At 44.1% G+C, this 12,842-nt stretch carries 13 protein-coding genes and 2 tRNA genes; 7 read left to right on the forward strand and 8 right to left on the reverse strand.

Annotation, left to right across the window (positions count from 1 at the left end):
• The first annotated feature begins 484 nt into the window (after nt 1-484).
• The 5 genes from ACR0QN_RS03280 (at nt 485) to ACR0QN_RS03300 (ending at nt 3,530) form a co-directional block, all read left to right on the forward strand.
• Complete coding sequence (locus tag ACR0QN_RS03280) at nt 485-1,045, forward strand: hypothetical protein (RefSeq protein ID WP_432649770.1); 561 nt, start codon at nt 485-487, stop codon at nt 1,043-1,045.
• A gap of 145 nt (nt 1,046-1,190) precedes the next feature.
• On the forward strand, nt 1,191-1,538 hold the full coding sequence (locus ACR0QN_RS03285) for a plasmid mobilization protein (protein ID WP_432649771.1): 348 nt from the start codon (nt 1,191-1,193) through the stop codon (nt 1,536-1,538).
• On the forward strand, nt 1,535-1,867 hold the full coding sequence (locus tag ACR0QN_RS03290) for a plasmid mobilization protein (RefSeq protein WP_432649772.1): 333 nt from the start codon (nt 1,535-1,537) through the stop codon (nt 1,865-1,867). Before ACR0QN_RS03285 ends, ACR0QN_RS03290 begins: the two co-directional genes overlap by 4 nt.
• Before the next feature lie 18 nt (nt 1,868-1,885).
• Complete coding sequence (locus ACR0QN_RS03295; RefSeq protein WP_432649773.1) at nt 1,886-2,176, forward strand: helix-turn-helix domain-containing protein; 291 nt, start codon at nt 1,886-1,888, stop codon at nt 2,174-2,176.
• A gap of 121 nt (nt 2,177-2,297) precedes the next feature.
• The gene (locus tag ACR0QN_RS03300; RefSeq protein WP_432649774.1) at nt 2,298-3,530 is read left to right on the forward strand and encodes a site-specific integrase; all 1,233 of its coding nucleotides are present in this window, start codon (nt 2,298-2,300) and stop codon (nt 3,528-3,530) included.
• Nucleotides 3,531-3,614: 84 nt separating this feature from the next.
• Here ACR0QN_RS03300 and ACR0QN_RS03305 read toward each other — a convergent pair.
• The 6 genes from ACR0QN_RS03305 to ACR0QN_RS03330 form a co-directional block, all read right to left on the reverse strand.
• Nucleotides 3,615-3,689 (reverse strand) — tRNA-Glu (locus tag ACR0QN_RS03305).
• Between the two features lie 33 nt (nt 3,690-3,722).
• Nucleotides 3,723-3,799, reverse strand: a tRNA-Met gene (locus tag ACR0QN_RS03310).
• 154 nt (nt 3,800-3,953) lie between these two features.
• Nucleotides 3,954-4,493: a hypothetical protein gene (locus tag ACR0QN_RS03315; protein WP_432649775.1), complete on the reverse strand. Its 540-nt coding sequence runs from the start codon at nt 4,491-4,493 to the stop codon at nt 3,954-3,956.
• Nucleotides 4,494-4,750: 257 nt separating this feature from the next.
• Nucleotides 4,751-5,566, reverse strand: a complete 816-nt coding sequence (locus tag ACR0QN_RS03320; protein ID WP_432649776.1) for an ABC transporter ATP-binding protein — start codon at nt 5,564-5,566, stop codon at nt 4,751-4,753.
• A gap of 1 nt (nt 5,567) precedes the next feature.
• Nucleotides 5,568-6,563, reverse strand: a complete 996-nt coding sequence (locus ACR0QN_RS03325) for an ABC transporter permease (RefSeq protein ID WP_432649777.1) — start codon at nt 6,561-6,563, stop codon at nt 5,568-5,570.
• A gap of 135 nt (nt 6,564-6,698) precedes the next feature.
• Nucleotides 6,699-7,673, reverse strand: a complete 975-nt coding sequence (locus ACR0QN_RS03330) for an ABC transporter substrate-binding protein (RefSeq protein ID WP_432649778.1) — start codon at nt 7,671-7,673, stop codon at nt 6,699-6,701.
• A gap of 355 nt (nt 7,674-8,028) precedes the next feature.
• Here ACR0QN_RS03330 and ACR0QN_RS03335 point away from each other — a divergent pair, with 355 nt between their 5' ends.
• Together ACR0QN_RS03335 and ACR0QN_RS03340 are read left to right on the forward strand one after the other, a co-directional pair.
• Nucleotides 8,029-8,445, forward strand: a complete 417-nt coding sequence (locus tag ACR0QN_RS03335) for a MarR family winged helix-turn-helix transcriptional regulator (RefSeq protein ID WP_432649779.1) — start codon at nt 8,029-8,031, stop codon at nt 8,443-8,445.
• Between the two features lie 74 nt (nt 8,446-8,519).
• Nucleotides 8,520-9,359: an ABC transporter permease gene (locus tag ACR0QN_RS03340; RefSeq protein ID WP_432649780.1), complete on the forward strand. Its 840-nt coding sequence runs from the start codon at nt 8,520-8,522 to the stop codon at nt 9,357-9,359.
• Here the strand turns inward: ACR0QN_RS03340 and ACR0QN_RS03345 are convergent.
• Together ACR0QN_RS03345 and ACR0QN_RS03350 are read right to left on the reverse strand one after the other, a co-directional pair.
• On the reverse strand, nt 9,339-11,087 hold the full coding sequence (locus tag ACR0QN_RS03345; protein WP_432649781.1) for a glycoside hydrolase family 3 protein: 1,749 nt from the start codon (nt 11,085-11,087) through the stop codon (nt 9,339-9,341). The two genes, ACR0QN_RS03340 and ACR0QN_RS03345, sit on opposite strands and share 21 nt — an antisense overlap.
• Complete coding sequence (locus ACR0QN_RS03350; RefSeq protein WP_432649782.1) at nt 11,065-12,831, reverse strand: hypothetical protein; 1,767 nt, start codon at nt 12,829-12,831, stop codon at nt 11,065-11,067. The genes ACR0QN_RS03345 and ACR0QN_RS03350 overlap by 23 nt, the downstream gene beginning before the upstream one ends.
• Nucleotides 12,832-12,842: the final 11 nt, after the last annotated feature.

The raw sequence follows: 12,842 nt of genomic DNA on the forward strand, positions 1-12,842 counted from the left end.
AACTGCGCCCTTTTGAGGAAAAAGGGCAATAATAGAGGGGATTTTGTGGTCAAATAGAGGCTGTTTCGGCTTTTGACACGGAAAATTTTCCTCATATAATTCCGCTTGTTTAAATACCAGGGTTTTTAGAGGTTACCATAGATGAAAAAGTGAAGAACGAAAACTCTATACTCAATCCTGATAAGGAAGAAATCATAAATTCAATAGATTCATCATTTATGAGTACATTCAGTACCAAATTGAATATCGGTACCGAAGATTAAGTACCAAAGCTGTATTTTTGAGGTACAGATGCGGGAAATGTACTGCATCTGTACTTGTTTGGTATCGAAAACGGATACTATTCCGGTATCATTCTGGTACATAAGCATCTGAGAAAAGAAAAAGTATATGAAATGTACCGATATGATACCGGAATAAAAGTACCGAACATATAAAAAGTATCGAAAGGAGGAAGGCTGTGACTATAAATGAATTTTGTAAAATGTATCATGTATCGCATCAGGCTGTTTATGCTGCAATCCGCAGGCACGATAAAGAGCTGAAAGACCACATTTCTAAAAATAGCAATGAAGTTAAGTTGCTTGATGACTATGCAGTCGAGTTTCTGAAACCGAAGCATGTTTCTGCGGACAAGTATAACATTGTCTGCGAAGAAAACGACAAACTGCGTGTTCAGAATATTTCACTTGTTTCGTATAATGAAGATTTACAGAAACGAGCTTCCACACTTGAAAGTCAGATTCAGAAAGAAAAGGCTGCTGCGGAGAGCTTTAGATCCGATTCAAGCAAGTATTTTCATTTATCTCAGGAAAAGGACAAGCGCATAAGCGATCTGGAAAATCGTATATCTGATATTACGGCATTGCTTGATGAAAAGGACAGCCGCATTTCAGATCTGGAACGTGAAATATCATCATTAAGAGAACTGTGCGACAGGCTGAAATCGGAAATAGCTGAGTTTAAGCAGAGATGTGCGGAACAGGAAGAAGCTCTTACAGCGGCAAAGGGCAACAAGGGTATTTTCGGTCTTGGAAAGAGGTAGCTTGCAACGTGTTGAAAGGGGGTATGCAACTCTGTTGCATGAAAGGGCGGGGCAGGAAGATAGCAAGCGTAGATTTTGTATCCCACAAAATCGTTTCTGAGGCATATCCCCAGCCCCCTGATTTATGAAAGGAGCAGCAAAATTTATGGCTATAAGAAATATAGAAAAACATATCAGATTAAGCGAGAAGGAAGATGATATTCTCAGAAGAAAAGCAGAAAAACTCAATGTTAGCGTCTGCGAATACATACGCCGCATGGCTGTGAACGGCAATATTCTCAAGTATGACATTTTGTCACTGCATGACGATTTGATTGGTTTCAGAATGGTGTGTAACGAGCTGAATGCTATTGCCAAGAAGATAAATACGCACAGAAAAATCAGTGAAAATGATATCTCTGCACTGAATAAGCAGCTTGACTTTCTTGAAAGTTACACAGAAAAGTTCTGTATTCCGATTCCTGAAATTGTCGGGGAAGGAGAAAATCCATGAGCAGAAATATAGTGCGTCATGTGAGATTTTCTAAAAGCGAATATGATGCTGTCAGCAGAAAAGCTGCATATCTGAAAATGCCCGAAGGTAGGTTCATACGCAAAATTGCTGTTCAGGGAAATCTGAAAAGGTATGATTTGTACGAGCTGAGAAAAATCACAAGAGCGTTTTACTATTGCGGGGATTCACTTGAACAGATAAGAAAAATTGCAGAAACAGAAAAATCCGAATATCTGCATGAAATAAACAATCTGAAAAACAGATTTTTGAATATAAGCAAGAAATTTGAAAAAGAAATAAAGAAGCTCAGACCCAATGTGTTGCTCTGAGAGAAATGGAGAAAACTTATGGAGAAAAACAAAACTGAAATTATTGCGCAGATCGTGTCGTTACTGTCACAGCTTGTTGAAAGCGGGGACGATAAGAATAATGAACCTGTAGCGATTTCTGCCGCAGCTCCCGTTGAGATGCTGACTATCAAGGAGTGTGCAGAAGCTGTAACAGGCTTATCGGAGCATACGATTCGTCAGCTTGTGGCACAGGAGAAGATACCGTATATCCGAACTGGTAAGGGCAAGCGTGGCAAGATACTTATCAGCAAAGCAGCACTTTTTGATTATCTTAAATCACAGCATTAACTGAGAAAAATTATCCGTGGGCATATTTCTGCAAAAACAGTCTTGACTTTCTGTTGGTAAAGTGATAAAATAAATATTGCAGAAATATGCCAACGGTCAAACATACAAGGAGGTTTGCCCTATGGCATCAATAGAAAAACGAGGCGATTCATATCGCATCAAGGTATCCTGCGGATACAAAGCAAACGGACAGCAGGTCACGCAGAAAATGACCTGGACTCCCGACCCCAAAATGACAGAAAAGCAGATCGAAAAGGAATTACAGCGTCAGGCAATTCTGTTCGAGGAGGAATGCAAGCACGGTCAGATCGTTTCGGCAATAAAGTTTGAAGCTTTTGCCGAGGAATGGTTTGAGGATTATGGCAAGCTGAATCTGAAAAGCACTACATACACAAGGCAGCGGCAGCTTACGAAGCGTGTTTATGCCGCCATCGGTCATATTCGTCTTGACAAGCTGACTACTCGTGAAATTCAGAAGTTCATCAACAGCCTTGCAAAAGACGGCGTGAACGAGCACACAGGCAAGCCTTTATCCAGAAAAACAATGATCCATTACCTGTCATTCATATCAACAATAATCGACTATGCGATTAAGATGGATATGCTCAGCGACAACCCCTGCAGGCGTGTGACAATTCCCAAAGGCAGCAAGAAGGAACGCAAGATTCTCACCATTGAAGAAACCGAGGAGTTTTTCAATCTTCTCAAAACTGCTCCGCTTAAATACCGTGCATTTTTTACTCTTGATATTTACAGTGGTATGCGCAGGGGAGAAATGCTGGGTCTGGAGTGGAAGGACATTGATTTTCAGACGGGAGTTATCCACATTCAGCGGACGTCCAACTACACCAAGACTAATGGCATTTACACCGACACCACTAAGACAGAAAGCTCGGTGAGATTTGTGAAGGTTCCCATGGAAGTCATTGATGTGCTCTTACTCTATAAGGAGGAACAGGACGAGGAGCGCATAAAGCTGGGCAGCAAGTGGCATGATACGGACAGGCTTTTCGTAAAGTATGACGGTCAGCCCATGAATCCCCAGACTCCCTATGGTTGGTTAAAGGAATTCTGCGAGAGGAATGATTTTCCGTTTTATGGTATTCATCAGTTCAGGCATCTTCATACAAGTCTGCTGATTGGCGCAGGCATTGACCCTACCACAGTTTCGGGTATTTTAGGGCATTCTCAAGTTTCAACGACTTTAAATTTGTATAGTCATATGTTCCGTGAAAATCAGATAAAAGCCTGTGACGCTGTTGCAAATGCTCTCAGCTTTACGGCGAAAGACAATCCCGAAACAAAAAATCCGCATCACACAAATGATACGGAAAGTTACAAGAAGATAGGATAAGTCCCATATAAGTCCCAAGCCCAATTTTCAGACAAAAAGAAAACTCGCAAACAACGTACCTGCGTTGTTTGCGAGCGAGTGAACTGGTGACCCGTACGGGAATTGAACCCATGATTACGCCGTGAAAGGGCGTCGTCTTAACCTCTTGACCAACGGGCCATATAAAGCTGTCGAAAATCGACAGCTTTTAAGTGGTAGCGGCAGTGGGACTTGAACCTACGACCCCCTGGGTATGAACCAAGTGCTCTAGCCAGCTGAGCTATACCGCCATATTCAGCCTTGAAGCTCACAGCTTCAAGCGACTTATTTATTATACACTACTTATCATAAAAAGTCAAGCGCTTTTTGCAATAAAATTGATTTTTGTTACTTTAGCACAACAAATCAGCGCTCAAACTCAAATATAAGTGCACATTCAACAATTTAGTTGAGCATCAGTCCGTATTTTTCTCCGCTATTTCCCGCAGAAATGATGACCGAAGCCTTGCTGTACTCATATGTAAACCCTTCGGAAACATCTGCTGAGATAGAAAACTCTGCCGATGAACCTGCGGGAATTACCACATTTTCAACCATATTTGTTCTGCATAAATGCGGCTTGCTTCCGTTCACGATATCTGTTGCATAAAAACTGAAATCCCCGGGAGTCAGGGTCAGATCGGCTTCACTTTTGTTTTCGCCGTATATGACTGCGGTAAAAACGCCATCGGAAACCTCTGAATTTATCACGGTAAATCCGCCGTTGTCGTCGGATTGCGCCATAGCCATTAAAAAATCTCCGCTGTTTCCCGTGTTGGAGCTCCCGTCTCTGAAGGTATTCACCATAAAATCGTCAATAGGTGCAAATATGTACATAAGCACCGCAGCGCAGGACGCCGCTGCAAAAATCACAGCGAGGGTGGAAATAATGCTCCGTCTGAGCTTCAGATCAATTTTGCGGCAGAATTCTTCCGGTCCCTGCATACACATACGCTCCCTTATCTGAATATACATTAAGAATACCATACATTTACAGTAGGATTATGTACGCATAATTATCTGAATGTAAAAATTTTCCTTGCTGAACTTTTTTTATATTTTTATTTTATCATATCTATTCAGTATGTCAGTATAAAAAAGTCTATAATTGCTTGGCATTTTCAAATTGATAATATAAAAAGGCTGTTAGGGTCATATCTGTGCATATGATACTAACAGCCTTTGTTTCATTTTACTTTTTATCAGTCTGATTGGGTCTCTGCGCCTGCAAGAAGCATTCTGTCGTTGTTAAGCTTCGTTCCGCTCGCCTGCTCGAATTTTTTAAGCAGATCGTTAACTGTAAGCTTTGACTTTTCCTCGCCCTTTACATCAAAGATGATCTTGCCGTCATTCATCATTATAAGACGGTTTCCGTGCTTGATAGCGTCATTCATATTATGAGTTATCATCAGTGTTGTAAGGTTGTGTTCAGCAATTATCTTATCGGTAAGCTCCAGCACTTTTGCGGCGGTCTTCGGGTCAAGAGCGGCAGTATGCTCGTCAAGCAGAAGTATCTCAGGCTTTTTCAGGGTCGCCATAAGCAATGTAAGCGCCTGACGCTGACCGCCCGAAAGCAGTCCCACCTTATCCGACAGTCTGTTTTCAAGTCCAAGATCAAAGGATCTCAGCTTTTCACGATATTCTTCACGTTCACGCTTGGTTATTCCCCAGCGCAGACCACGGCTTCCTCCTCTGCGTGCGGCAAGAGCAAGGTTTTCCTGTATCTCCATTGCGGGAGCCGAACCTAACTGAGGATCCTGAAAAACACGTCCTATATACTTTGCACGCTTATGCTCCGAAAGACCGGTAACGTTCTGTCCGTTTATGATAACAGCGCCATCGTCAATGGGCCATACGCCTGCAATAGCGTTCAGAGTTGTGGACTTTCCTGCACCGTTTCCTCCGATAACTGTAACGTAATCTCCTTCCTCGAGGATAAGGTCAATGCCGTTAAGTACGGATTTTTCGTTTATCGAACCTCTGTTGAATATCTTTCTTACATTATGAAGCTCCAGCATATCAGTTATCCCCCTTTCCTGCGCCCGACCTTGCAAGATACTCTGCTGATTTTTTGCCTGCTCTCACAAACGATACCGCATACTGCGATCTCAGATAGGGCACAGCAAGGAATACTGCGACAATAAGTGCAGAGAACAGCTTTGTGTTGTCGGTGGAAAGACCGATAAGAATTACTACTCTGAGAACTATGAAATATATTACAGCGCCCATAACGGTAAATGCAAGCTTTGCAACAAAATTAAAGTGCTTTTTGAAAATGACCTCTCCGAGAACCATTCCGATTATTACAGCCGCAAGTCCGATAACGATGGCTCCACGTCCCATATTAACGTCGGCAAAGCCCTGATACTGAGCAAGGATAGCTCCCGAAAGTCCTACCAAGCCGTTGGATAAAACGAGGGTAACTATAGTTGTAGCCTTCGTGTTGATACCTTCAGCCTTGGACATTGCGCTGTTGCAGCCTGTGGCTCTTATGGACATACCGTATTCTGTGCCGAAGAACCAGTAAAGCACCGCAATTATAACTGCTACGAACGCAAGCGCAACTCCGACTGTGCGGATAATATCGGCAATATCGTTGCCTGCCGTAACATATCTTGAAGATATGACCAGCGGATATTTGTCAACGCTTATAGGCGCATTTGCCTTTCCGTTGATATCAAGATATATGGAGTAAAGCGCCAGCTGAGTGAGTATTCCTGCCAGTATCCCCGGGATACCGAGGACCGTATTGAAAATTGCTGTAGCAAGTCCTGCACAGCAGCCTGCAAGAAAAGCTATGAATATTGCCAGCGGCACAGGCACTCCGTTTGTAATAAGCACCACCGCTACAACTCCTCCGAGACCGAGAGAGCCGTCTACTGTCAGATCGGCAAAATCCAGTATCTTATATGTAATGAACACGCCGATCGCAAGTATTCCCCATATAAGTCCCTGAGTAATGTCACCCGGAAGAGCGTTTCCGAATGTTGTGATCTTGTTTAATAATACTTCCATATTGACCTCCGTTTTTATTAAGTGCGGTACAGTCTTTGATCCATAATATACGCAGAAGCGGGGAACAGATCTTTTCTGTACCCCGTTGCTGCTCAAGGACGTTTCCGTCCGGAAATTATATATTTCTTTGTTTTATCAGCCGATAGGCTCATAACCCTCGGGAGGTGTGACGCCAAGCTGAGTGCATATTTCAGAATTGTATTTCTTTGTAACGTTGGGAGCAAATTCGATCTCCATAGAAGCGGGATCTGCACCGTTCACAAGGATATCGTAAGCCATTTCGCCTGTCTTGCAGCCGATGTCATAGTAGCTGATGGAAAGTGTTGCAACGCCGCAGCCGGAGCAGATGCCTTCCTCACCTGCAATAACGGGGATACCTGCAGGAACAACGATATTCTTGATAGTCTCTGTTGAAGAAGCCATTGTGTTGTCTGTAGGGATATAAAGCACATCACATTCGGAAATTGCTGTGGAAACTACGGTGCTTATCTCATTGGTATCTGCTGCGCTGTATTCCTTGTATGCAACACCGTCAGCAGAAAGAGCCTCACCGAAAAGTGTAGCCTGATATTTGGAGTTAGGCTCTGCGGAGCAGTAAATGATACCGACCTGCTTTACTTCCGGGAAAAGTTCAACAAGCATTTTTTCCTGCTGGTCGATAGGAGCAAGGTCAGATGTACCGGAAATATTTCTGCCTGTTGTGCCTGTCCAGTTGTCTATCTCAAGCGCAGTAGCATAATCGGTCACAGATGTGCCGAGGATAGGGATATTGCTTGTTGCTGCAGCAGAAGCCTGGAGAGCGCCTGTAGCATTTGCCATAATAAGGTCAACATTTGAAGCTACAAAGCCTGTTGCAATTGTTGTACAGTTTGTACTTTCACCGTTAGCGTTCTGGATATCGAATGTTACCTTATCGCCCAGCTTTTCGGTAAGTGTATCAACAAAGCCCTGGGTCGCTGCGTCAAGAGCGTCGTGCTGAACGAGCTGAACAACGCCTACATTGTATGTATCCTTCTCTGTTCCTGTTGTTTCGGTCGAACTGCCGCAGGCGGATACGGACATCATCATAGCCGCAGCTGCAATTACTGCTGTGATTTTTTTCATCTTCATAAAAATCTCTCCTTAAATAATTCCAATTACCGAATATCCTGCTTTAAAGAATAAAAGCTTTAAAGCAAAACATCGACTATTATTATATCACAAAACTTTACAAATACAATACATTTTTAATGAATAAATATCAAAATATAATTTTTGATGAATTCTGCGTAAAATCAAGGCGCAGATCACCTTATTTGTTCCGGCTGTTATGATGATCCTTATGCAGTTTTCAGCGAGAATGAGGTAAAAACATTATTATTTGCAGCCTGACTAATTTAAAAATCATATTATTTTCCCTTGACATTCTGAAACTGATATGGTATAATTGTAGCGTGCTACACAATTGGACCGCAGGGGGTGAATTATGACAGATAAGGACATAGGACCGCTGATAAAAAGGGTAAACGACAAGCTGAAAGCGGCAGCCGACGCTTCTCTTAAAGAAAGCGGCCTGACATTTTCCCAGACCATTGTTATGGAATTTGTTCACTCGCAGGGAGGACAAACCACTCAGAAAGAGATCGAGGATCATATGCAGGTCTCTCACCCGACAGTTGTGGGAATTGTTACACGGCTTGAAAAAAACGGATTTCTCACCTGTTGTATGGACGAAACAGACCGCCGCATCAAGATCGTACGTGAAACTGATAAAGCTGTTGAAGCTAAAAACACTATGTGTGCTGAAGCGCAGAAAACAGAACGCAGGATAACAGCTGGTCTTTCCGATAAGGACCTTGAAGATCTGCGGCGAATGCTGAATACTATTTACAATAATATTTGATAAACAGCTCATTGAGCTGTTTATTAAAAGCCAAAAGTGTAGCGTGCTACATAAATTGTAAGGAGGTAATTCAAATGATAAAAACGCTGATGGGGAGCCTTCGTGAATATAAGAAAGGCTCCTTGGCAACCATTTTTCTGTCGGTACTGGAAGCAGCTTTCGAGATACTTATTCCCCTTTGTATGGCAAAGGTCATCGACTGCGGAGTTGACGCAGGAAATATGAATGCAGTATGGAAATACGGCATAATTCTTCTTGCCTGCGCCCTGTTTCAGCTTCTTACGGGAGTCCTTGCCGCTCACGTGTCTGCACGGACATCTGTGGGCTTCTCGGCAAATCTGAGACAGGATATGTTCGACAACGTACAGACCTTTTCCTTTTCAAATATCGACAAATTCTCCACGGCTTCTATCGTGACCCGCCTGACCACCGACGTTACTAACATTCAGAACGCTTATCAGATGCTTATCCGTATGGCAATAAGAGGACCTGTAATGCTGATTTTTTCTATGATAGTTACCTTCAGGATAAACAGCGCCATTGCCTTGATATTCCTTGCTGTAATTCCTGTTATGACCGCCCTGCTTCTGCTTATAATAAAAAAAGTCAATCCCATTTTCGGCAGAGTGTTCCGGACGTACGACGAGCTTAACAACGTTGTGCAGGAGAATGTACGGGGAATACGTGTTGTAAAATCCTTTGACCGTGAGGAGTACGAAACAGCCAAATTCAAGGAAATATCCGCACGTATCTATAACGACTTTGCCAAGGGCGAAAGGCTTCTTGCCTTCAACTCTCCCATAATGCAGTTTTTTATGTACGGCTGTAAAGTAATAATATATCAGAGGTTTCTTTGGCTTTTGTACTTCATTCATTTTCTCATATCCTTTCGTTTACAGCCGTGCGTCAGCTAAGCCGCAGAAGCTGTCTATAGGGCCTTTGCCGTAAAATGAGGAGGGACCTTTCATCAGCTTGTCCACCAAAGCGTCAATGGTGGCTTCTTTTGAGTCGTAGGTGTTGATATACGTCCGTGCCTGAGGAATATCCGCAAGCATAGTAGGGGACTCGCAGCCAACGACTATCACAGGCACCTCGAACACATACCAGGGTATCTCTCCGCCGCCTTTGGATAATCCGAAGCTTGGTCTGCCCGACTGCACATCGCACACCGTGATAACAAGGTCCATTTTCGATGTTAGATCCGCCACAGCGGTTTTCCCTGCGAAAAATTCATTCAGCTCGGGCTTTTCTCCCGATCGTGCCTGCTGCAGCATTTTATCAAGAGGATTTTCGTAAACAAATACCTCAAAGCCTTTTTCCGTAAGCTTTTCTTTTAACAGCTCCACAGGACTTCCGCCGCTCATACCGACTGCCTTCATCAGCGCAGTCATACCGTTTTCCGCACCCTTTACGTGAACAAGCATTATGCGCTTGTAACGCCCGGGAGTAACGGGCAGTACGTCTTTGTCCTTGTATTTTACAAGTGTGATACCCTTTTCGCTTATTTCCTTCTGCACTTTGAGATATTCTTTCTTTCCGAGAACGGCGGACATTTTCTCCTCCGTCGGAACAAGCTGCTCTTTCGGCTTTTTGTTAAGACCCATATGGGCTTTCAGAGCTAAAATACGGGTAAGTGCCTCGTTTATGCGGGTCTCCGAAATTATGCCGTCACGGTAAGCATTTAACATAACCTCAAAATCCTCGTCTGCGTCGTTAAAGAAAAGAAGCATATCGCAGCCTGCGTTGATGGCTTTCGGCAGCATTTCACAGCGCTTCATACGGCAGGTCATTCCCACCATATGAGAAGCGTCGGTGATGACAAGACCGTTAAATCCTAAACGCTCCCTGAGAAGCCCTGTTATCACTTCACGGCTGAGGGTTGCGGGCAGCATATCCTCGTCCTTTACATTGGGTTTTGCAGCCTTGATATATTCGGGCAGCATAATATGACCTGCCATAACTGCTTCAAGCCCGTTCTTAAACAGCGTCTTGTAGACTTTTCCGTAGGTCGCATTCCACTTGCGTAAAGAAAAGCTGTTGACGTTGTTTGACAGGTGTGCGTCACGGAAATCCAGACCGTTTCCGGGAAAATGTTTTGCTGCACAGGCAAAGCCGTCAATGGTATGAGCGCCTTTAAGATATTCTGCGCTCATTCGGGCAGTCATATCGGGGTCGCTTCCGAAAGCACGGGAAATAATTTCCGTGTTCTGCCAGTTATACGCAATATCGCATACAGGCGCAAAAGCTATATTGCACCCGATGGCGGCAGCTTCTTCATTGGACATCTTTCCCAGATGATAAGCATATTTCTTTTCGCCTGTAGCCCCGACCTTTATTCCCGAGCCGATGTAGGTGCCGTCAGCGCAGGCACCGTTTCCGCCCGATTCGGTATTGCAGGCGATGAACAGGGGAATCTTTGAAGAGCGCTGCAAAACCTCATTGTGCTTTCTTATGACCGCTCCCGTCGCAGGATTATAGCGGCAGCCTCCGATATGATACTTTGATGTAAGCTCTCTCAGATATTTCTCGTCACAGGAAGCGGAGATGCCGAAAAAAAGCTGTCCTATCTTTTCTTCGTCGCTCATACCTGCGATGGTATCCTCCACCCATTTAATATCCTCATCGGTAAGGCAGAAGGGCACGTCTTTTAAATTTAAAGGACTTCACTTCATAATCATCACTTGACATCGAATCAAGCATACCGCTCAGATTGCCGCCGAAGGTGTCGTCTATTTTATCTGTTTCGGAGCGGAGTTCGGAAGTGCCGTCCTGCATTTCAGCCGCACCGTCCATAAGCTCCTTTGCGCCGTCTGCAAGGTCGGCTCCGCCATCGGTAAGCTCCTTTGCACCGTCGGAAATTTCAGCAAAACCGTCGGCAAGCTTTTTAACGCCATCCGTGTATTCTCCGATACCGTCGTCGAGCTTTTTATATTCGGAAACAAGAGTGTTTATTCCGTCTGAAAGCTCGGACATATTCAAAAGCATTTCCGAAAATGAAACATAAAGACCGTTTATCGCCTTGTCAAATTCCGCATATTTTGCTTTTAACTCCTTTGCGCCCGCTTCAAGCTGTGCAGAAGCCTGCGAAACGCTGTTCAGATAGGTTTCCGTACCGCCCAGAGCCGCATTGCTGCCCATAAGCAGGGTAAGAGTGCTTTCAAGCTGTTCGGTCTGCGCTTTCAGCTTTTCTGCTTCCTCGGCATACTGAGGTACCTTTTCTATTTTTGCAAGCTGAGTTTTAAGCTCGGTTATCTGTGCAGTAAGCTGTGAGATCGCCTGCTCGTTCCCTGCTTTCAGGGCATCTATGTCAAGACCGTTTGCGTTCATTGCCGCCTTGTAGCTTTCGTGATCAAGGCTTTTACTAAGCTTGACAATTCCGCCGTAAAGCTCGTCAATTCCCGTTCTTATCTGCGCCGAAGCGGAAACAAGCTGCACCAGTTCGTCTGTGTCTGATGATACCGCCGAAAGAGAGGTCTGAATTTTAATAAGCGCATTTTTTACTTCCGCAGAACCGTCCACAAGCTCCGAGGACTTTTCGTTTAACTCGGAAAGTCCGTCCTGTGCCTCGGCAATACCGTCACGAAGCTTTTGTATTCCCTCGTTCAGGTCGGAAACGCCGTCGTTAAGCTCCGCAGTACCGTCATAAAGCTCCCTTGCACCGTCGTCAAGCTCTTTGGCGCCGTCTGTAAGCTCATTTATTTTATCGTTTATCTCATCATCGTCAATGTCGATGTCCAGATTCATTTTTATGCCGTTTATGGAGCCTTCCGCCATTTCAAAATCCGTTACATCGGCAAATACAGACCTTTCAAGCCCCTTATCGGGCAGAACGGTGTAGGTTATCTGCTTTTTGCCGCCAACGTTTGCAATGGTCGCTCCATCTGCTGTAATATTTCTGCAAAGCTCCGTATCAAGGGTAAAGGAGCATTGCAAAGCGTAGTTTTCATAATGTTCCGAGCTGCATTTTTCGTTTTCGGAAATGCTTATCCTTATTTCGAGAGCGCCGCTTTTGCCGGCAATTTCTTCTGCGGAAAGCTCCTCACCGTCAAGGAAAAATTTTATGGAGATATTCCAGGGTATCTCGGCATTTTTCAGCGTGCCCTGATAATACACCCTGCCGTTTTCGGGTGATGAAAAGCTTATCTCATCGCCATTTTGTGTGATATTCTCGTCAATGTTCAGCAGCTTAACATCGGTATATTCACCGTAATCGGTTATGTCCCCTCCGTCGAAACTGTTCACCGCATAAACGCTGTTCACGCTTCCATCTGCTCCCGACATTACATAGATGACCTCTTCCTTTTCGGCTGCAAAAACAGGCATTGCAGAAGCTGATACAAGGCTCAGCGCAAGTATTTTCGAAATAATTTTATATGAATTTTTCATCTGAATTTCTC

The organism is Huintestinicola sp., from assembly GCF_050874005.1.
GTDB lineage: Bacteria > Bacillota > Clostridia > Oscillospirales > Ruminococcaceae > Huintestinicola.